The following is a 20,278-nucleotide window of genomic DNA, read 5'->3' as shown; positions in this document are numbered from 1 at the left end:
ACAACCCGGGGGCCCGGCGGGGGGGCGGGGGGGTGGGGTGGGGGGGGGGGGTGTTGGGGGTGGGGGGGGGGGGGGCCCCGGCGGGGGGGGGGGGCCCCCCCGCGGGGCCCCCCGCCGCCGTTTTCCGTCCCGTTTCCGGCCTGCTTCCGGCCTGCTTCCGGCCTGCTTCCGGCCTGCTTCCGGCCTGCTTCCGGCCGTCGCCTCCCGCGCGGCTCAGAAGGGTCGCAGTGCCGGCTCCTTGCGCCCGCCGCCGAGCAGCCGCTCCAGCGCCCCCTCCACGTCCCCCCGCCAGGAGAGCGTCGTCCGCGCCTCCAGCCGCAGCCGCGGGTAGCGGGCGTGCGGCCGGACGGTCTTGAAGCCGACCGCCAGCAGGTGATCGGCCGGCAGCACGCAGCTGGTCGGCGACCGTCCGGCCGAGCCGAAGGCCTCGATCGCCCGGACCCCCCGCCCGATCAGGTCCTTGGCCACCGTCTGCACCAGCACCCGGCCCAGCCCCTGGCGCTGGTAGCCCGGCAGCACCCGGCTGACCATCAGCTGAACGGCGTCCGGTGAGACCGGGCTGGTCGGGAAGGACTGCGAGCGGGGGACGTAGGCGGGCGGCGCGTAGAGCACGAACCCCGCGGGCCGGTCGTCCACGTAGACGATCCGACCGCAGGAGCCCCACTCCAGCAGCACCGTGGAGATCCACCCCTCCTTCTCCGACTCCGTCTTCCCGGACTCCACCGCCGCCTTGGCGCTGACCGGGTCCAGCTCCCAGAACACACAGGAGCGGCAGCCGTCCGGCAGGTCCCCGAGGTTGTCCAGCGTCAGCGGAGCGATCCGGCGTCCCATGCCCGCACCTCCTCCTCCACTTCACGGTCGAGCATTCCCCCACGAACACCGATGGGTGCATGTTTCACGTGAAACAGCGCTCACGTGAAGCATGCACCCATCGGGTCGGTGCACCCGGGCCCGGAGCCCGGCTCAGCCCTGCGACAGCCGCAGACCGTCCTCACCGGGGGCCATGCTGTCCAGGATCCGGTTGAGGTCCTCGACCGAACCGAACTCCAGCACCACCTTGCCCTTGCCCAGCTTGCCTCCGCGCTGCGAGACCTCGACCTTCACCCGGGTGTCGAAGCGGTCCGACAGCCGGCTCGCCAGGTCGCTGAAGGCCGGGGAGAGCAGCTTGCCCGCCTTGGGCGTCTGGCGCCTGGGCTTGTCCGCCTCCTCCTCGGCGCGCATCAGGACGACGATCTCCTCCACGTTGCGCACGGTGAGGCCCTCGGCGATGATCCGCGCGGCCAGCCGCTCCTGCTGCTCGGGGTCCGGCACCGCGAGCAGCGCGCGGGCGTGCCCCGCCATCAGCGTCCCGGCCACCAGCCGGACCTGGACGGACGGCGCGAGCTTCATCAGCCGCAGGGTGTTGGAGACGTGCGCGCGCGAGCGGCCGATCCGGTCGGCCAGCTCCTCGTGGGTGCAGGAGAAGTCCCGCAGCAGCTGGTCGTAGGCGGCGGCCTCCTCCAGCGGGTTCAGCTCGGCCCGGTGCAGGTTCTCCAGGAGGGCGTCCAGCAGCAGCTTGTCGTCCTCGGTGGCCCGGACGATCGCCGGGATCCGGTCCAGCCCGGCCTCCCGGGAGGCCCGCCAGCGGCGCTCGCCCATGATCAGCTCGAAGCTGTCGGCCCCGGCCTGGCGCACCACGATCGGCTGGAGCAGACCGACCTCCTTGATGGAGGTGACCAGCTCGGCCAGCTTGTCGGGATCGAAGACGTCACGCGGCTGGCGCGGGTTGGGGGTGATCGCGTCCAGCGGCAGCTCGGCGAAGTAGGCACCCGCCGGCTGCGCCTGCTCGGCCTGCTTCTCCGCGGCCGCCCGGGCCGCCACCGTGCCGCGGCCACCCGGCAGCGGCGGCGCCGTGGCCGGCGTCGGCGCGCCGTTCGCCACCACCGAGGCCGGTGCGGGCGTGGCAGTCGCAGGCTTCGCCGCCACCCCGCCGTCCACCGGCGCGGCGGGGCGGATCAGCGCCTCCAGCCCTCGACCCAGACCCCTGCGACCACTCACTGATGACCCTCCGTCGTGCCGTGCTGTGCCACCGGGGCGTCGTGCCCCTGCTGGCCGTCCCGCTGCTGACCCACCAGCGAGCCGCCCTGGCCCACCGCACGCAGCGCGAGCTCGCGGGCGGCCTCCAGGTAGGAGAGCGCCCCGGTCGAACCCGGGTCGTAGGTGAGCACCGTCTGCCCGTAGCTGGGCGCCTCCGAGATGCGTACCGAGCGCGGGATCGCCGTGCTCAACACCTCTTGCTGGAAGTGGGTCCGGACCTCCTCGGCGACCTGGGCGGCCAGCCGGGTCCGGGCGTCGTACATGGTGAGCAGGATGGTCGACACGTGCAGCGCGGGGTTGAGGTGCGCGCGCACCAGCTCGACGTTCCGCAGCAGCTGGCCGAGGCCCTCCAGCGCGTAGTACTCGCACTGGATCGGGATCAGCACCTCCTGGCCGGCGACCAGGGCGTTGACCGTCAGCAGGCCCAGCGAGGGGGGACAGTCGATCAGGATGTAGTCCAACGGCTGCTCGTAAGCCGCGATGGCGCGCTGGAGCCGGCTCTCCCGGGCCACCAGGGACACCAGCTCGATCTCGGCGCCGGCCAGGTCGATGGTGGCGGGGACGCAGAACAGCCCCTCGACGTCGTGCACCGGCTGCACCACGTCGGCCAGGGGCTTGCCCTCCACCAGGACGTCGTAGATGGACGGCACCTCGGCGTGGTGGTCGATGCCCAGTGCCGTGGAGGCGTTGCCCTGCGGGTCGAGGTCGACGACCAGGACGCGCAGGCCGTGCATGGCCAGCGAGGCGGCCATGTTCACGGTGGTGGTGGTCTTGCCCACCCCACCCTTCTGGTTCGCGACCACGATCACCCGGGTCGCGGCGGGCCGGGGAAGCCCCTCACCCGCTCGGCCGATCGCCTGAACCGCAGCCTGGGCAGCCCGCGCGATGGGCGTGTCATCGATCTGGTCGATGGTCTCCGAGTCCTGCATGGGGGTCAGTGTTTCACGTGAAACCGGAGCGGCAACAGTCGCCGCCCGGTCACGGCGGAGGATGCCCGAGAGCAAGGAGCGACGTTTCACGTGAAACACCATGCCCGGTTTGCCGGAAATCTGACGTTGCGACACTCCGGTGTCCCGGAGTCGTCCCGCTGGTCACCCGGACGACGACGGGCGGACGCGCCTCCCGTCCAGGAGGCCCGTCCGCCCGTCTCCGTACGTCTTCCGCGCCACCCGGCTCAGCGGGCGCGGCGCCGCCCGCCCCGGCCGCGCTCGCCGTTGCGGGCGCTCGCGGTGCGGCCCGCCCGGGCCGCCTTGGCCCGTCGGGTCGCGGCCTTCACGCCGCCGGGGCTCTCACCCGCCTTGACCTGGACCACCCGGGTGGAGGTCTCCAGGGTGCCGGCACCGACCTCGATCACGCTCCACTCGACCGCGCCCAGCTTGGCCAGCCCGGCGCGCGAGTCGGCCAGCTCCTGCTCGGCGCTGTCCCCCTTGAGCGCCAGCATCTGACCGTGCGGACGCAGCAGCGGCAGGCCCCAGCCGGCCAGCCGCTCCATCGGCGCCACCGCCCGGGCGGTCACCACGTCCACCGCGAGCTTGCCGACCATCTCCTCGGCGCGGCCGCGCAGCACCGTGACGTTCTCCAGCCCCAGCTCCCGGACGACCTCCTCCAGGAAGGTGGTCCGGCGCAGCAGCGGCTCCAGCAGCGTCACCGAGACGTCCGGACGGGCCAGCGCCACCGGGATGCCGGGCAGGCCGGCGCCGGAGCCGACGTCGCACAGGGTGGTGCCGCCGGGCAGCAGCTCGGCCAGCACCGCGCAGTTGAGGACGTGGCGGTCCCAGAGCCGCGGCACCTCACGCGGACCGATCAGCCCGCGCTGGACACCGGCGGTCGCCAGCAGCTCGGTGTACCGGACGGCGGCGTCGTAACGGTCGCCGAAGACCTCCCGGGCGACGGCCGGGGCCTCCGGCGGCGCCACCACCTCGGCGGCCCGCCCCTCGGGGGCCGGATCCACGTCCGCCCCCGGCCGGCCGGCAGCCGCGTTCTCCGTGTCCATCTCGACCTCTCCGATCCCCGGATCCACCGACCCGCTCAACGCACTGTTTCACGTGAAACGTCTCCCGCCGGGCCGCTGCCCGCGGAAGGGACGACGACCCCGCCCGCACGAGGCGGACGGGGTCGCGTCCGGTGAAGCTCTCCGGCCGCCACCGCGGCCGGTCATCGATCCGCCGGCCTCAGGCCGGCAGCACGACCACGCACCGCTGGGGCTCTTCGCCCTCGGACTCGCTGCGCAGACCGGCCGCGGCCACCGCGTCGTGGACGACCTTGCGCTCGAACGGCGTCATCGGACGCAGCTTGACCTGCTCGCCGCTGCTCTTCGCCTGCTCGGCCGCTTGGGCACCGAGCGTGGCCAGCTCCGAACGCTTGCGGGCCCGGAAGCCGGCAATGTCCAGCATGAGGCGGCTGCGCTCGCCGGTCTCCCGGTGGACAGCCAACCGGGTCAGCTCCTGCAGCGCCTCCAACACCTCGCCGTCCTGGCCGACCAGGCGCTGCAGCGCGCGGTCGTTGCCGTCGCTGACGATGGAGACCAGGGCGCGGTCGCCCTCGACGTCCATGTCGATGTCACCGTCGAGGTCCGCGATGTCGAGCAGACCCTCCAGGTAGTCCGCCGCGATGTCCCCCTCCTGCTCCAGGCGGGTGATGAGGCTCTCGTCGGCGCTGGCGGCGGCCTCGGCCTCGATGGCGGAGGTGGTGCCTTCCGTCACTGATGGACTCCTTCGGAGATGGGCCCGTCTGGCGGGCCGGGAACGAAGCTCTTCGCGGCTGTCACAACAGGCCCGGGGCCGGTCAGGACTTCTTCTTCGGCCGCTGGCCGCCACCGCGCTTCGGCTGCTGCCGGGTGCCCTGCTTGGTGCCGGTCGGCTTGGCCGCGGCCTGCTTGGCAGCCGTCGGCTTGGTCTCCGGCTCGGCCGGGACGGCGTCGGCGGGTTCCTCGGCCGGGGTGTCCTTGCTCAGCTCGGCCGTCGCGTGACCGGCGCCACCGTGCTGGCGCTGCGACTTGCTCTGCCGACGGGGCTGCTGGCGGCGCGCCTGCACCGACTCCTCGACCACCGCGGACGCACTCGACGCGGCGCTGAGGGCCTCCTTGGACGGGGGCAGGATGCCCCAGAGCGCGCCCTTGATCTCCGTGCCGTCCGGACGCAGCCGGCCGGCCTTCTTCAGCCGCGCCTGGCGCTCCTGGAAGGCCTTGCTGCCCGGGGTCGGGTTGTTGTGGATGACGATCAGCTGCTGGCCCATCGACCAGACGTTGGTGGTCAGCCAGTAGACCAGGACACCGACGGGGAAGTTGATGCCCATCACGGCGAACATCACCGGGAAGACGTACATCAGCATCTTCTGCTGCTGCATGAACGGCGTCTTGACCGTGAGGTCGACGTTCTTGGTCATCAGCTGGCGCTGGGTGACGAACTGCGACAGCGACATCAGGATGATCATCACCGCGGTGACGATCTTGACGCTGGTCTCGCTGCTGCCGAGGAAGGTCGCGGAGAGCGGGGCGCCGAAGATGTGCGCCTTGCCGGCGCTCACCAGCAGGTCACCGTGGATGACGCCGATGTCCTGGCCCTTGGCCACCTTGGCCAGCACGCCGTAGAGCGCGGTGAAGAACGGCGCCTGCACGATGATGGGAAGGCAGCTGGAGAACGGGTTGGTACCCGCCTCCTTGTACAGCTTCATCATCTCTTCGGACTGGCGCTGGCGGTCGTTCTTGTAGCGCTCCTGGATGGCCTTCATCTTCGGCTGGATCGCCTGCATGGCCCGGGTCGCCTTGATCTGCTTCACGAAGAGCGGGATCAGGCAGATCCGGATGACGACCACCATCGAGGCGATGGACAGACCCCAGGCCCAGCCACCGTCCGGGTCGAAGATGTGGCTGTACAGCGAGTGGAACTGGACGATGATCCAGGACACTGCTGTGTAGAGGGGACTCAGAAAACCGAAGGTCACCGGTCAGACTCCTTGGGCATCGGGCTTCGCCACCGGCTCCGGCTCGGCGGTCCCGCTCTGGGGGCTCAGAAGATCACGCAGCCGGCGGTGCCACACCGGATGCTTGCGCGGCGGGACGTGATCGACCCCGCCGGGCGTCCATGGATTGCAGCGCAGGATGCGCCACACGGTCAGACCGCCGCCCTTGACCGCCCCGTGTACCTTCACGGCCTCGTAGCCGTAGTGCGAGCAGGAGGGGTAGTAACGGCACACCGGACCCAGCAGTGGGCTGATCGTCCACTGGTAGACCCTGATCAGACCCATCAGCAGGTACTTCATCGCCCTGCTCCCGTCGGCGCCGTGGCGGCGGGCTCGGCCCTCAGCAACCGCTTCAGCGCCGCGTCCAGGTCCCGTTCGAGGTCCTGGTACGAGGCGGACGCGGCCTGGGGCAGCGCACGCACCACTATCAGGCTACCGGCGGGCAGCCTGGACAGACGATCACGAACGAGATGACGCAACCTGCGCTTCACCAGATTGCGGACGACCGCCGGACCAACGGCCTTGCTCACGACGAAACCCGCACGCGCCGAAGGAGTCCCCTCGGCGACGTGCGGGCGGGAGTCGCTGGTCCGGTCGGTCTGCCCCTGGGGGTCACCCTCTCTGCTGAGATGGACGACCAGAAGGGGCCGGCCGGCCCGGCGACCGCGTTTCACTGCGGTCGCGAAGTCCTGGCGCCGCCGCAGCCGATTCTCGGAGGGCAGCACGACAGACTCTGGCGCGGATCAGGCGGACAGGCTGGCGCGGCCCTTGCCACGGCGGGCAGCCAGGATGGCGCGGCCGGCGCGGGTACGCATACGCAGCCGGAAGCCGTGGGTCTTCGCGCGACGACGGTTGTTCGGCTGGAAGGTGCGCTTGCTCACTCGGGGGCTCCTGAGGTGAATCGTAGGATGACGGGGAGTCGCTTGGCCGTCACCGTGCGTCCGCGTGATCTCCCCTGAATTCGGAAATCCGGCCCATCGCCCCAGTTCGGCTGGGGTCTGAGGCAATCCACGGCGCCCGTGCTGCGCGCCTTATGGAGCGGGCGGACCCGCGGACATGCGGCAGCGGCCATCGACAACTCGACCTGGTTACGGTACGCGGGACGGGGCACGAGGGTCAAACCGGCCTCTCCGGCCCGCTTTACCCACAGCCTGTGGACAACGACTTGATCCCGCCCTGTTCGCTGACTACCGTTGCAGAACTTGTCTGGTTTGTTCTTGGAAAGCGTGCACCAGTGGCTGATGTCAACAGCGACCTCGTCCCGGTCTGGGCCAGGGTCGTCGAGCGGCTGGTCAGCGACCCCGATGTCGGGGAGATGGACAAGCAGTGGGTGCAGCGCACCCAGCCGATGTGGATGATGCACGACACCGCCCTGCTGGCGACCCCGAACGAGCGGGCCAAGCAGGTGCTGGAGGGCCGGCTGCTGCCGCAGCTGACCGAGGCCCTCAGCCGCGAGCTCAGCCGCCCGGTCCGGATCGCCGTGATGGTCGACGCCAACGCCGTGCCGACCACCCCCGCGCCCGCCCCCCAGACCCCCGCCGAGCCCTACCCCGGTCCCGCCGAGGACACCGGGGGCTACGGCGGCCAGGACTACCAGCAGCCGTACGAGCAGGACCAGCCCTACGAACAGCGGCAGCGGTACGAGCAGGACCAGCCGTACGAGCAGGACTACGAGCGCCCCCGCTACGACACCGGCGGCTACGAGCAGCGTCCGGCCCCCTACGGCGGCCCCTCCGCCGGCCCGCAGGGCTGGCCGGGCTACCAGGACCAGCCGCCCGCCTCCTACGAGCACGAGGAGCCCGCGCCCCGTACGGCGCCGCGGCCCCTGCCGGGCCCGCCCGCGACCACCCAGGGCGACCTCTTCGGCGGCGCCTACGGCCCCGGCCCGAACGAGCAGCCCCGCGGCGCCGCCGGCCGCCGTTCCGCCGGCTCCCGCCCCACCGGCGGCCGCCCGGCCGAGAAGGCGGCCCCGGAGCGGCCGGGCGAGCGCCCCGCCGTCCCCGGCGTGCCCGCCCCGCCCGGCGCTCCCCCGGCCGGCGGCTCCCGCAAGGACGAACCGGCCGCGCGGCTGAACCCCAAGTACCTGTTCGACACCTTCGTCATCGGTGCCAGCAACCGCTTCGCGCACGCGGCGGCGGTGGCGGTCGCCGAGGCCCCGGCCAAGGCGTACAACCCGCTCTTCATCTACGGCGAGTCCGGGCTGGGCAAGACCCACCTGCTGCACGCCATCGGGCACTACTCGCGCAGCCTCTTCCCGGGCACCCGGGTGCGCTACGTGTCCTCCGAGGAGTTCACCAACGAGTTCATCAACTCGATCCGGGACGGCAAGGCGGACACCTTCCGCCGCCGTTACCGGGACATGGACATCCTGCTCGTGGACGACGTCCAGTTCCTCGCGAGCAAGGAGTCCACGCAGGAGGAGTTCTTCCACACCTTCAACACCCTCCACAACGCGAACAAGCAGATCGTGCTCTCCTCGGACCGGCCGCCCAAGCTGCTGACCACGCTGGAGGACCGGCTGCGCAACCGCTTCGAGTGGGGTCTGATCACCGACGTCACCCCGCCGGAGCTGGAGACCCGGATCGCGATCCTGCGCAAGAAGGCGATCCAGGAGCAACTCAACGCTCCCGCCGACGTCCTGGAGTTCATCGCGTCCCGGATCACCCGCAACATCCGGGAGTTGGAGGGCGCCCTGATCCGGGTCACCGCCTTCGCCAACCTCAACCGGGCGCCGGTGGACCTGGAGCTGGCCGGGATCGTCCTCAAGGACCTGATCCCCGGCGGCGACGAGGACGCGGGGCCGGAGATCACCGCGCAGGTCATCATGCAGCAGACCGCCGCCTACTTCGGCCTGGGCGTGGACGACCTCTGCGGATCCTCGCGCAGCCGCGTCCTGGTGACGGCCCGCCAGATCGCGATGTACCTGTGCCGGGAGCTCACCGACCTGTCACTGCCGAAGATCGGCGCGCAGTTCGGCGGCCGGGACCACACCACGGTGATGCACGCCGACCGCAAGATCCGCTCGCTGATGGCCGAGCGCCGCTCGATCTACAACCAGGTCACCGAACTCACCAACCGCATCAAGAGCTAGCCACCGCCGCGCACCGCGGCCCGAGGGCGTCAGGAGCGATCCTGACGCCCTTTTCGCGCATCCACAGGTGTGCGACCGCCGCCGGCCGGGCAGGAATGCCGTCGACGGACGGTGTGCCAGTCCACAGCCCGCGCCGAACAACTGACCGGTGATTCGAACACCCGGGGCGCGCAAGGCCGTTGTCCACAGGTGGGGCACCCTCGCGGCCGTCCACAGGCCGGGGAGCCCGGAGTTATCCAGAATTCGTCCACAAGCCCGTCCCCGCTACGCTCTTCCGCGCAGGTCAGGTGCCTGTGGACTTGTGCACAACGGTTATCCACAGGCTGTGGACAATTGACGGCCCGCCAGTGGGCCGTCCGGGTTATCCACCGGTTGTCCCCAGGCCGGGGCGGGTTATCCCCAGGTTGTCCACAGCGGCGTCCACAGTTCGACAACCGTGTGCTGTCGTTCATACCCTGGTGTGAAAGGCGTCACGAAAAGTTGACCGGCGCCCGTGGATAACCGGGCCCGGATCTGGGGATAGCCCTGGGGATAACCTGTGGATACCCAGCGTGCCCTGTGGGTAACGCTCGGCTGTCCACAGCGCGGCCTGCCCGTCCACAGCCGCCGTCCACATGCGCTGTGGACAAAATCCGGGCCCTGACCTGCGGAAACGGGGTTATCCACGGTTTCCACAGGCCCTACTACTACCACTACACAGATAGACCGTGAACCTGCTTTCAAAGTGGGTGGGCCCGAAATCTGTGGACAACCGCGCCCCGACATCTGTTCGGCTTGCTTCCGCCCGTCTGCCCCGTCTGTCGGCGGAGTACGTCAGACTGTCCTTGCGACTGGAAGCGGAGCGGGCAGAGCTCGGCGGACAGCCCGACCGACGATCAAGATCAGACGAACCAGAGTGCGAGCGGGAGCGCTCGATCCAGGAGGCGGTTACCGGTGAAGTTCCGGGTGGAGCGTGACGTCCTCGCGGAGGCGGTGGCCTGGGCTGCCCGCAGCCTCCCGGCACGGCCGCCGGTGCCGGTGCTGGCCGGCCTGCTGCTGACGGCACAGGAGGGCAGCCTGGCGCTGTCCGGCTTCGACTACGAGGTGTCGGCCCGGGTCGAGCTGGAGGCGGACGTCGAGGAGGCCGGCACCGTCCTGGTCTCCGGTCGACTGCTGAACGACATCTCCCGCAACCTTCCCAACAGGCCTGTGGAGATCTCCACCGACGGCCAGCGGGTCAGCGTGGTGTGCGGCAGCTCCCGCTTCACCCTGCCCACCCTCCCGGTCGACGAGTACCCGGCCCTGCCCCAGATGCCGACCGCCACCGGCACCGTCTCCGGGGACGTCTTCGCCTCGGCCGTCAGCCAGGCCGCGGTCGCCGCCGGCCGGGACGACACCCTGCCGGTGCTCACCGGTGTCCGGGTCGAGATCGAGGGCGACCGGATCACCCTGGCCGCCACCGACCGCTACCGCTTCGCCGTCCGCGAGCTGCTGTGGAAGCCCGAGCAGTCGGACATCTCCGCGGTCGCCCTGGTGCCGGCCAAGACCCTGCAGGACATCGCCAAGTCCCTGGGCAGCGGCGACAACGTCTCCATCGCGCTCTCCTCGGGCGGCGCGGGCGAGGGCCTGATCGGCTTCGAGGGCGCCGGCCGCCGGACCACCACGCGGCTGCTGGAGGGCGAGTTCCCCAAGTTCCGCAGCCTCTTCCCGACCGAGTTCAACGCGATCGCCGCGATCCAGACCCAGCCCTTCCTGGAGGCGCTCAAGCGCGTCTCGCTGGTCGCCGAGCGCAACACCCCGGTCCGCCTCAACTTCGAGGAGGGCGTGCTGACGCTGGAGGCCGGCTCGGGCGACGACGCCCAGGCCACCGAGCGGATCGAGGCCTCCCTGGAGGGCGACGCCATCTCGATCGCCTTCAACCCGGGCTACCTGGAGGAGGGCCTCAAGGCCATCGACTCCGCCTACGCCCAGCTGAGCTTCACCACCCCGACCAAGCCCGCCCTGCTCAGCGGCAAGGTCTCGGTGGACGCCGAGGAGGACAAGGCGTACCAGTACCTGATCATGCCGGTCCGCCTCTCCGGCTGATCCGCCGATCCGCTCCGCTTCCGCGTGACCGTCCACAGGCTGTGCACACCCGCTGTGCACAGCCTGTGGACGTCTCCCCCGCTCGGCCCGACCACAGGCGGGAGCCGGTGGTTCAGCGCGTAGGCTCAGGGAGTGCGGCAACGGCGCCGCCGCCAGGCACGTCACCACAGGTAAGGACTTGGTCATGGAGCTCGGCCTCATCGGTCTCGGCAAGATGGGCGGCAACATGCGCGAGCGGATCCGCCGCGCCGGCCACACCGTCATCGGCTACGACCGCAATCCGGACATCTCCGACGTCGAGAGCCTGCAGGAACTCGTCACCAAGCTGCAGGGCCCGCGCGTGGTCTGGGTGATGGTCCCGGCCGGCGCCGCCACCCAGGCGACCGTCGACGAGCTCGCCGAGCTGCTCTCCCCCGGCGACGTGGTCGTCGACGGCGGCAACTCCCGCTGGACCGACGACGTCAAGCACGCCGAGGCGCTGGCCGCCAAGGGCATCGGCTTCGTCGACTGCGGCGTCTCCGGCGGCGTCTGGGGCCTGGAGAACGGCTACGCGCTGATGTACGGCGGCGACGCCGAGCACGTCGCGCGGGTCCAGCCGGTCTTCGACGCGCTCAAGCCCGAGGGCGACTTCGGCTCGGTGCACGCGGGCGCGGTGGGCGCCGGGCACTTCGCCAAGATGGTCCACAACGGCATCGAGTACGCGATGATGCAGGCCTTCGCCGAGGGCTGGGAGCTGCTGGAGGCCGCGCCCGAGGTCACCGACGTGCGCGAGGTCTTCCGCAGCTGGCAGGAGGGCACCGTCATCCGCTCCTGGCTGCTGGACCTGGCCGTCCGCGCCCTGGACGAGGACGAGCACCTGGCGAAGCTGCGCGGTTGGGCCGCCGACTCCGGCGAGGGCCGCTGGACCGTCGAGGCCGCGATCGACCACGCCGTGCCGCTGCCGGCGATCACCGCCTCGCTGTTCGCCCGCTTCGCGTCCCGCCAGGACGACTCGCCGCAGATGAAGATGATCGCCGCGCTGCGCAACCAGTTCGGCGGCCACGCGGTCGAGTCGAAGTAGTTCCCTCCGGGGACCGGCCCCACCGGGGCGCGGCCCCGGTTCATCCACAGAAGGCGGGCGCAGTCCACAGCCATGCACGTCGCGCACCTGTCGCTCGCCGACTTCCGGTCGTACGCCCGGGCCGAGGTTCCCCTCGACCCGGGCGTGACGGCCTTCGTGGGGCCCAACGGCCAGGGCAAGACCAACCTGGTCGAGGCGATCGGCTACGTCGCCACCCTGGGCAGCCACCGGGTCGCCACCGACGCCCCGCTGATCCGGCTGGGCGCCGAGCGGGCGGTGATCCGCACCTCGGTGGTGGACCGCGGCCGGTCCACCCTGGTCGAGCTGGAACTCACCCCCGGCAAGGCCAACCGCGCCCGGATCAACCGCTCCGACAACGTCCGCCCGCGCGACGTGCTGGGCCTGTTGCGCACCGTGCTGTTCGCCCCCGAGGACCTCAGCCTGGTCAAGGGCGACCCGGGCGAGCGCCGGCGCTTCCTGGACGAGCTGCTGACGGCCCGTGCGCCCCGGCTGGCCGGCGTGCGGCAGGACTACGAGCGGGTGCTCAAGCAGCGCAACGCCCTGCTGAAGACCGCCGCGATGGCCCGTCGGGCGGGCGGCGGCAAGGGCGCGGACCTCTCCACCCTGGAGGTCTGGGACGGCCACCTGGCCCGCGCCGGAGCCGAGTTGACGGCCTTCCGGATCCAGCTGGTGGCCGCCCTGCAGCCGCTGGTGACGGCCGCCTACGGGCAGCTGGCCCCCGGCGGCGGCGAGACCGCCCTGGAGTACCGCAGCTCCTTCGAGGGCGAGCTGCCGACCAGCCGCGAACAGGCCGAGGAGCAGCTGCTGGGCGCGCTGCAGGCGGTCCGCAAGCAGGAGGTCGACCGCGGCCTCACCCTGGTCGGCCCGCACCGCGACGAGCTGGGGCTCAAGCTCGGCCCGATGCCCGCCAAGGGCTACGCCAGCCACGGCGAGTCCTGGTCGTACGCGCTGGCGCTGCGGCTGGCCTCGTACGAGCTGCTGCGCGCCGACGGCGGTGAGCCGGTGCTGATCCTGGACGACGTGTTCGCCGAGCTGGACGCCGCCCGCCGGGACCGGCTGGCCGAGCTGGTGGCCGACGGCGAGCAGGTGCTGGTGACGGCGGCGGTCGCCGAGGACGTCCCGAAGGCGCTGGCCGGCGCCCGGTTCGCGGTGTCCGACGGCGCCGTGCGCCGCGTCGACGGCTGACCGCGCACCCGTTCCACGACCCCCGTCGCGCTCCCCCGGGCCCACCGCGATCCGCGGCGTCCGAGTACTCCCGTAGGCTGGACGGCTCGGCGGGCGCGTGACCGCGACCGTTGTCCACAGGCTGGGGAAAGGAGATCGCCGTGAGCGAGTCGGCGGAGCACTCCCCCAAGCCCGGCGCCCCGAAGCCCGGTGCCCCCGGCGCCCCGAAGCCCGGCGCCCCCGAGCCGACCGGTGCCGACCTCGCCCGCTCCGCGCTGCGGGCGGCCCGGGCCCAGGCCAAGCAGCGCGGCGAGCAGGTCCGGGAGAAGCGCGAGGCGAAGCGGCACGGTCTGCGCAGCGGTGCCCGTTCGGACGGCCGCGACCCGGTCCCGCTGGGCGCCGCGCTGAACCGGCTGCTGACCGAGCGCGGCTGGGAGTCCTCGGCCGCCGTCGGCGGGGTGATGGGCCGCTGGCCGCAGATCGTCGGCCCGGACATCGCCGCGCACTGCCACCCCTCCTCCTACGACGAGGCCGCCGCGGTGCTCACCGTGCAGTGCGACTCCACCGCCTGGGCCACCCAACTTCGCTGGCTGGCACGGCAGTTGGTGGCCCGTCTGAACCACGAGCTGGGCCACGGCACGGTGAAGACCATCAAGGTGCTGGGCCCCGCGGCGCCCGCCCGCGGCTACGGCCGGCTGCGCGCGCCGGGGAGCAAGGGGCCGGGCGACACCTGGGGCTGACGGGTGCCGGCGCGGTGTCGCCCCGGCGCCCGCCCCGTGCCGATCGGATGCCGATCTTCCGGAACCCCTGACAGCCCTCCCAGGCGCTCTGGGGCCCCCGGGCGAGTATCGGGACATGTGCAGAGGGGATTCAGGGCGGCGTATCTGCCTTCAAGGGCTGCCAAACGCCCATCTCTGTCAGTCGTACCGGTAGACTGAGAGCCAAACACTGTTGCTAGTGGCAACCGAGTCGAAACGCCGTGGTCGCACGCTCGCCCGCACGGGGCGGGAATGCGGCCCGTGCTGTGCCAGAGAGGGCGCTTCGTGGCCGATTCCGGCAACCCCAGCCAGACCCCAGACCAGTCCGACCAGGCTTCCTACACCGGTAGCAACATCCAGGTGCTGGAAGGCCTCGACGCCGTCCGCAAGCGCCCCGGCATGTACATCGGTTCCACCGGCGAGCGCGGCCTGCACCACCTGGTGCAGGAGGTCGTAGACAACTCCGTCGACGAGGCGATGGCCGGGTACGCCACGCACATCGACGTCACGATCCTGCCCGACGGCGCGGTCCGCTGCGTCGACAACGGCCGCGGCATCCCGGTGGACATCGTCCCCGGTCAGGAGAAGCCGGCCGTCGAGGTCGTCCTCACCGTCCTGCACGCCGGCGGCAAGTTCGGCGGCGGCGGCTACGCGGTCTCCGGCGGTCTGCACGGCGTCGGCGTCTCCGTGGTGAACGCGCTGTCCACCCGGCTCTCCGTCGAGATCCTCCGGGACGGCCGCCGCTGGACCCAGGACTACAAGATGGGCGCCCCGACCGCCGCCCTGGCGAGCACCGAGCTGGCCGCCGAGGAGGCCGACCGCACCGGCACCAGCGTCACCTTCTGGGCCGACGCCGACATCTTCGAGACCACCGTCTACTCCTTCGAGACGCTCTCCCGGCGCTTCCAGGAGATGGCCTTCCTCAACAAGGGCCTGTCGATCTCGCTGACCGACGAGCGTCCGGAGCACGTGGACGAGGAGGGCAAGCCGCTCACCGTCACGTACAAGTACGACGGCGGCATCGCCGACTTCGTCGCCCACCTCAACTCCCGCAAGGGCGAGGTCATCCACCCCTCGGTGATCGACTTCGAGGCGGAGGACAAGGACAAGGCGATCTCGGTGGAGATCGCGATGCAGTGGAACACCTCCTACACCGAGGGCGTCTACAGCTTCGCGAACACCATCCACACCCACGGCGGCGGCACCCACGAGGAGGGCTTCCGCGCGGCCCTGACCGGCCTGGTCAACCGCTACGCGCGCGACAAGAAGCTGCTCCGCGAGAAGGACGACAACCTCTCCGGCGAGGACATCCGCGAGGGCCTGACCGCGATCATCTCGGTCAAGCTCGGCGAGCCGCAGTTCGAGGGCCAGACCAAGGACAAGCTCGGCAACACCGAGGCCAAGACCTTCGTCCAGAAGGTCGTCCACGAGCACCTGAACGACTGGCTGGACCGCAACCCCAACGAGGCCGCGGACATCATCCGCAAGTCCATCCAGGCCGCCACCGCGCGCGTCGCCGCCCGCAAGGCCCGCGACCTCACCCGCCGCAAGGGCCTGCTGGAGTCCGCCTCGCTGCCGGGCAAGCTCTCGGACTGCCAGTCCAAGGACCCGTCCGAGTGCGAGATCTTCATCGTCGAGGGTGACTCCGCCGGCGGCTCGGCCAAGCAGGGCCGTGACCCGCGCACCCAGGCCATCCTGCCGATCCGCGGCAAGATCCTGAACGTCGAGAAGGCCCGGATCGACAAGGTGCTGCAGAACACCGAGGTCCAGGCGCTGATCTCGGCCTTCGGCTGCGGCATCCAGGAGGACTACGACGAGTCCAAGCTGCGGTACCACAAGATCGTGCTGATGGCCGACGCCGACGTCGACGGTCAGCACATCCGCACCCTGCTGCTGACGCTGCTGTTCCGCTTCATGCGGCCGCTGGTCGAGGCCGGGTACGTCTACCTGGCCATGCCCCCGCTGTACAAGATCAAGTGGGGCAAGGACGACTTCGAGTACGCCTACTCCGACCGCGAGCGCGACGCGCTGATCGCGGCCGGCGTGGAGGCCGGGCGCCGGCTCCCCAAGGACGACGCGATCCAGCGCTTCAAGGGTCTCGGCGAGATGAACGCCGAGGAGCTCCGCGTCACCACCATGGACGCCGAGCACCGGCTGCTGCTCCAGGTCACCCTGGAGGACGCCGCCCGCGCCGACGAGCTGTTCTCCGTGCTGATGGGCGAGGACGTCGAGGCCCGCCGCTCCTTCATCCAGCGCAACGCCAAGGACGTCCGCTTCCTGGACGTGTGACGCCTGCACCCCAGGCCCCGCACGTACCAGTCCGCGTGAAAGGAAACTGACCACCAGTGGTCGACGACAACCGTCCCGAAGGCGAACAGCCCGAGACGCCCGAGGCCGCCGAGGCCACCGCCCAGGCGACGATGCGGATCGAGCCGGTCGAGCTCGAAACCGAGATGCAGCGCTCGTACCTCGACTACGCGATGAGCGTGATCGTCAGCCGTGCGCTGCCCGAGGTCCGCGACGGCCTCAAGCCGGTGCACCGCCGCGTGCTGTACGCGATGTACGACGGCGGGTACCGCCCGGAGAAGGGCTACTACAAGTGCGCCCGCGTCGTCGGCGACGTGATGGGCAACTACCACCCGCACGGTGACACCTCGATCTACGACACCGTGGTCCGCCTGGCCCAGCCGTGGTCGCTGCGGATGCCGCTGGTGGACGGCAACGGCAACTTCGGCTCCCCGGGCAACGACCCGGCCGCGGCCATGCGCTACACCGAGTGCAAGATGATGCCGCTGGCCATGGAGATGATGCGCGACATCGACGAGGACACCGTCGACTTCGCGGCCAACTACGACGGCCGCTCGCAGGAGCCCACCGTCCTGCCGGCGCGCATCCCCAACCTGCTGATCAACGGTGCCACCGGCATCGCGGTCGGCATGGCCACCAACATCCCGCCGCACAACCTCCGCGAGGTCGCCTCCGGCGCGCTCTGGTACCTGGAGAACCCGGAGGCCTCCAACGAGGAGCTGCTGGAGGCCCTGATCGAGCGGATCAAGGGCCCCGACTTCCCCACCGGCGCGCTGATCGTCGGCCGCCGCGGCATCGACGACTACTACCGCACCGGCCGCGGCTCGGTCACCATGCGCGCCGTGGTCGAGGTCGAGGAGATCCAGGGCCGCCAGTGCCTGGTGATCACCGAGCTGCCGTACCAGGTCAACCCGGACAACCTCGCGCTGAAGATCGCCGACCTGGTCAAGGACGGCAAGATCGCCGGCATCGCGGACGTCCGCGACGAGTCCTCGTCCCGCACCGGCACCCGCCTGGTGGTCGTGCTCAAGCGCGACGCGGTCGCCAAGGTCGTGCTGAACAACCTGTACAAGCACACCGAGCTGCAGACCAACTTCGGCGCCAACATGCTGGCCCTGGTCGACGGCGTGCCGCGCACCCTGTCGCTGGACGCCTTCATCCGGCACTGGGTCAACCACCAGGTCGAGGTCATCGTCCGGCGCACCCGCTTCCGGCTGCGCAAGGCCGAGGAGCGCGCGCACATCCTGCGCGCCCTGCTCAAGGCCCTGGACGTGATCGACGAGGTCATCGCGCTGATCCGGGCCTCGGCGAGCGCCGACGCCGCCCGCACCGGCCTGATGGGCCTGCTCGACATCGACGAGCTCCAGGCCAACGCGATCCTGGAGATGCAGCTGCGCCGCCTGGCCGCCCTGGAGCGCCAGCGGATCACCGACGAGCACGACGAGCTGCAGCGCAAGATCGACGAGTACAACGCGATCCTGGCCTCGCCGGCCCGTCAGCGGGAGATCATCTCCGAGGAGCTCACCGCGATCGTCGAGAAGTACGGCGACGACCGGCGCTCCATGCTCATCCCCTCCGACGGCGACCTCTCCATCGAGGACCTCATCGCCGAGGAGGACATCGTCGTCACGATCACCCGTGGCGGCTACGTCAAGCGGACCCGCTCCGACCTCTACCGCTCGCAGAAGCGCGGCGGCAAGGGCGTGCGCGGTGCCCAGCTGAAGCAGGACGACATCGTCGACCACTTCTTCGTGACGACGACCCACAACTGGATCCTGTTCTTCACCAACAAGGGCCGGGTCTACCGCGCCAAGGGCTACGAGCTGCCGGACGCCGGCCGCGACGCCCGCGGCCAGCACGTCGCCAACCTGCTGGCCTTCCAGCCGGAGGAGCACATCGCCCAGGTGATGGCCGTCCGGACGTACGAGGACAAGCCGTACCTGGTCCTCGCCACCCGGGCCGGCCTGGTGAAGAAGTCCCCGCTGAAGGACTACGACTCCCCGCGCTCCGGCGGCCTGATCGCGATCAACCTGCGCCAGGACGAGGAGGGCCGGGACGACGAGCTGATCGGCGCCGAGCTGGTCTCCTCCGAGGACGACCTGCTGCTGGTCTCCAAGAAGGCCCAGTCGATCCGCTTCACCGCGACCGACGACGCTCTGCGGCCCACCGGCCGCGCCACCTCCGGCGTCAAGGGCATGGCCTTCCGGGAGGACGACGAGCTGCTCTCGATGAACGTCGTCCGTCCGGGCACCTACGTCTTCACCGCCACCGACGGCGGGTACGCCAAGCGCACCGGTGTGGACGAGTACCGTGTCCAGGGACGCGGCGGCTACGGCACCAAGGCGGCGAAGATCGTCGAGGGCCGGGGTTCGCTGGTCGGCGCGCTCGTGGTCGACGAGACCGACGAGATCATGGCGATCACCCTCTCGGGTGGGGTGATCCGCACGAGGGTTTCCGAGGTTCGTGAAACCGGACGTGACACGATGGGCGTCCAACTGATCAACCTCGGGAAGCGCGATGCGGTCGTGGGCATGGCCCGCAACGCGGAGGCCGAGGACGAGGACACGGTGGAGGACGAGGTCGCTGGCACCGAGTCCACCGAGGCCACCGAGACGGCCGAGGGTACGGAGACGGCGATCGGCGGAGACGCCGGGGCCTGACCCGAAACCGCAGACCGGTGTCGCCGCGTCCACACACAGAGGGCGTGGCGACACCGGACGCCGACCAGTTCCGGGCAATCCCGCCGGGCGCTGGATGACGAGTGACGAAGCAGGGCGGCGCCGCCGCTCTGGTGGAAGTGCGGGAGGACCAGGTGAGTGGAGCCACGGGTGCTGCGGGAGGGACCTCCGGCGGCCGTCCGGGCGCGCAGGGCGGGGGTTCGTACGGCGTGCCGCAGCCGCCGACCGAGCACTCGACCGCGTCCACCTCGCTGATGCCGCCGGTCGGCGGCCAGACGCCCCCGGCGCCGGGGACCCCGGCGCCCGGCTCGGGGGGCTTCTCCCAGCCGACCACCTACGCCAAGGGGCAGCCGACGCCGGCCCGGGGTACCCGGACCTCCGGCAACACCCCGGCCGGCGGCACCCCCGTCCCCGGGGCGGCGCGCCGTCCCGCCGCCGCGCCCGCGGCCGCGGCCGGCGGACCGGGCCTCGGCCGGACCCGCAAGGCCCGGCTGCGGGTGACCAAGGTCGACCCGTGGTCGGTGATGAAGGTCAGCTTCCTGCTGTCGCTGGCCGTCGGCATCATCATCATCGTGGCTTCGGCCGTGCTGTGGATGACGCTGGACTCGCTCGGCGTCTTCGACTCCCTGAGCAAGACCCTCAAGGACGTCACCGGCTCCGACAGCAGCGGCGGCGTGAACCTGATGGACTACGTCGGCTTCGGCAAGGTGATGACCTTCACCACGCTGATCGCCGTGGTCGACGTCGTCCTGCTGACCGCGCTGTCCACCCTCTCCGCGTTCATCTACAACGCGGCGGCCGGCTTCACCGGCGGCGTCGAGCTGACCCTGGCCGAGGAGGACTGACCCCGGCCGGGTCCTGACCCCCGCTCAGCTCCCCGTCCACGGACGGAATGCACGGGCCCCACCGACTGTTCAGGTCGGTGGGGCCCGTCGGCATTCGGGTGACAGCCGGCACCCCGCGGCGTGCCGTCCGGAAGCCGGTCGGCTGCCGTGGGATTAGCTGGGTGCCGCCCGTTCCGCGCCTGGGAGTGCCGCAGGCCGCCCCCGGTCCGCCCGACCGGGCCAGGTGAGGTTCAGCAGGACGACTGGACGGAGGC

At 71.1% G+C, this 20,278-nt stretch carries 17 protein-coding genes; 8 read left to right on the top strand and 9 right to left on the bottom strand.

The annotated features are described in order from the left end of the window. Positions 1–213: 213 nt before the first annotated feature. The 9 genes from ACIRST_RS31025 to rpmH all read right to left on the bottom strand — a co-directional run bounded on the left by ACIRST_RS31025 (position 214) and on the right by rpmH (position 6,917). A complete protein-coding gene (locus ACIRST_RS31025; protein WP_350526580.1) occupies positions 214–831 on the bottom strand; it encodes a GNAT family N-acetyltransferase in 618 nt (205 codons plus the stop codon). 132 nt (positions 832–963) lie between these two features. Beyond that, positions 964–2,037 (bottom strand): ParB/RepB/Spo0J family partition protein, encoded by a 1,074-nt coding sequence (locus ACIRST_RS31020; RefSeq protein ID WP_350526579.1) that lies wholly within the window; start codon positions 2,035–2,037, stop codon positions 964–966. After that, positions 2,034–3,005 carry a ParA family protein gene (locus ACIRST_RS31015; protein ID WP_402806199.1) on the bottom strand — a complete coding sequence of 324 codons (972 nt, stop codon included), beginning with the start codon at positions 3,003–3,005 and terminating at the stop codon, positions 2,034–2,036. Before ACIRST_RS31015 ends, ACIRST_RS31020 begins: the two co-directional genes overlap by 4 nt. Before the next feature lie 245 nt (positions 3,006–3,250). Continuing rightward, positions 3,251–4,069 (bottom strand): 16S rRNA (guanine(527)-N(7))-methyltransferase RsmG, encoded by an 819-nt coding sequence (rsmG, locus tag ACIRST_RS31010; RefSeq protein WP_402806197.1) that lies wholly within the window; start codon positions 4,067–4,069, stop codon positions 3,251–3,253. Positions 4,070–4,247: 178 nt separating this feature from the next. Continuing rightward, positions 4,248–4,778 carry a protein jag gene (locus ACIRST_RS31005; RefSeq protein WP_396549860.1) on the bottom strand — a complete coding sequence of 177 codons (531 nt, stop codon included), beginning with the start codon at positions 4,776–4,778 and terminating at the stop codon, positions 4,248–4,250. A gap of 82 nt (positions 4,779–4,860) precedes the next feature. Then, a complete protein-coding gene (gene yidC / locus ACIRST_RS31000; protein ID WP_350526576.1) occupies positions 4,861–6,018 on the bottom strand; it encodes a membrane protein insertase YidC in 1,158 nt (385 codons plus the stop codon). Between the two features lie 3 nt (positions 6,019–6,021). After that, complete coding sequence (gene yidD / locus ACIRST_RS30995; protein ID WP_350526575.1) at positions 6,022–6,336, bottom strand: membrane protein insertion efficiency factor YidD; 315 nt, start codon at positions 6,334–6,336, stop codon at positions 6,022–6,024. Further along, positions 6,333–6,761: a ribonuclease P protein component gene (gene rnpA / locus ACIRST_RS30990; protein WP_350526574.1), complete on the bottom strand. Its 429-nt coding sequence runs from the start codon at positions 6,759–6,761 to the stop codon at positions 6,333–6,335. The genes yidD and rnpA overlap by 4 nt, the downstream gene beginning before the upstream one ends. 18 nt (positions 6,762–6,779) lie before the next feature. After that, entirely contained in the window at positions 6,780–6,917 is a 138-nt protein-coding gene (gene rpmH, locus ACIRST_RS30985; protein ID WP_030059672.1) for a 50S ribosomal protein L34, read from the bottom strand. 353 nt (positions 6,918–7,270) lie between these two features. On the opposite strand from rpmH, the gene dnaA reads away from it, so the two are divergent. The 8 genes from dnaA (at position 7,271) to ACIRST_RS30945 (ending at position 20,024) form a co-directional block, all read left to right on the top strand. Next, positions 7,271–9,127, top strand: a complete 1,857-nt coding sequence (dnaA, locus tag ACIRST_RS30980; protein ID WP_402806192.1) for a chromosomal replication initiator protein DnaA — start codon at positions 7,271–7,273, stop codon at positions 9,125–9,127. A gap of 933 nt (positions 9,128–10,060) precedes the next feature. Further along, complete coding sequence (dnaN, locus tag ACIRST_RS30975; protein WP_350526572.1) at positions 10,061–11,191, top strand: DNA polymerase III subunit beta; 1,131 nt, start codon at positions 10,061–10,063, stop codon at positions 11,189–11,191. A 184-nt stretch (positions 11,192–11,375) separates the two neighbouring features. Beyond that, positions 11,376–12,251, top strand: a complete 876-nt coding sequence (gnd, locus tag ACIRST_RS30970) for a phosphogluconate dehydrogenase (NAD(+)-dependent, decarboxylating) (protein ID WP_350526571.1) — start codon at positions 11,376–11,378, stop codon at positions 12,249–12,251. 72 nt (positions 12,252–12,323) lie between these two features. Continuing rightward, entirely contained in the window at positions 12,324–13,457 is a 1,134-nt protein-coding gene (recF, locus tag ACIRST_RS30965; RefSeq protein ID WP_350526570.1) for a DNA replication/repair protein RecF, read from the top strand. A 140-nt stretch (positions 13,458–13,597) separates the two neighbouring features. Then, positions 13,598–14,176, top strand: a complete 579-nt coding sequence (locus ACIRST_RS30960) for a DUF721 domain-containing protein (protein WP_402806187.1) — start codon at positions 13,598–13,600, stop codon at positions 14,174–14,176. 279 nt (positions 14,177–14,455) lie between these two features. Then, positions 14,456–16,483, top strand: a complete 2,028-nt coding sequence (gene gyrB, locus ACIRST_RS30955) for a DNA topoisomerase (ATP-hydrolyzing) subunit B (protein ID WP_350526569.1) — start codon at positions 14,456–14,458, stop codon at positions 16,481–16,483. Between the two features lie 131 nt (positions 16,484–16,614). Next, the gene (gyrA, locus tag ACIRST_RS30950) at positions 16,615–19,161 is read left to right on the top strand and encodes a DNA gyrase subunit A (RefSeq protein ID WP_402806251.1); all 2,547 of its coding nucleotides are present in this window, start codon (positions 16,615–16,617) and stop codon (positions 19,159–19,161) included. A 152-nt stretch (positions 19,162–19,313) separates the two neighbouring features. Next, positions 19,314–20,024: a DUF3566 domain-containing protein gene (locus tag ACIRST_RS30945; RefSeq protein WP_350526567.1), complete on the top strand. Its 711-nt coding sequence runs from the start codon at positions 19,314–19,316 to the stop codon at positions 20,022–20,024. The last annotated feature ends 254 nt before the right edge of the window (positions 20,025–20,278 follow it).

Source organism: Kitasatospora sp. NPDC101447 (assembly GCF_044767225.1).
Classification (GTDB): Bacteria; Actinomycetota; Actinomycetes; order Streptomycetales; family Streptomycetaceae; genus Kitasatospora.
The sequence above is the reverse complement of the archived record's forward strand: the minus strand, read 5'-3'. Positions and strand labels throughout refer to the sequence as shown.

Bases quoted from the DNA above. Each gene is read 5' to 3' on its own strand.
- ACIRST_RS31025 (WP_350526580.1), bottom strand. From the start codon at position 831: ATGGGACGCCGGATCGCTCCGCTGACGCTGGACAACCTCGGGGACCTG.
- ACIRST_RS31015 (WP_402806199.1), bottom strand. From the start codon at position 3,005: ATGCAGGACTCGGAGACCATCGACCAGATCGATGACACGCCCATCGCG.
- rsmG (WP_402806197.1), bottom strand. From the start codon at position 4,069: ATGGACACGGAGAACGCGGCTGCCGGCCGGCCGGGGGCGGACGTGGAT.
- yidD (WP_350526575.1), bottom strand. From the start codon at position 6,336: ATGAAGTACCTGCTGATGGGTCTGATCAGGGTCTACCAGTGGACGATC.
- gnd (WP_350526571.1), top strand. From the start codon at position 11,376: ATGGAGCTCGGCCTCATCGGTCTCGGCAAGATGGGCGGCAACATGCGC.
- recF (WP_350526570.1), top strand. From the start codon at position 12,324: ATGCACGTCGCGCACCTGTCGCTCGCCGACTTCCGGTCGTACGCCCGG.
- gyrA (WP_402806251.1), top strand. From the start codon at position 16,615: ATGCGGATCGAGCCGGTCGAGCTCGAAACCGAGATGCAGCGCTCGTAC.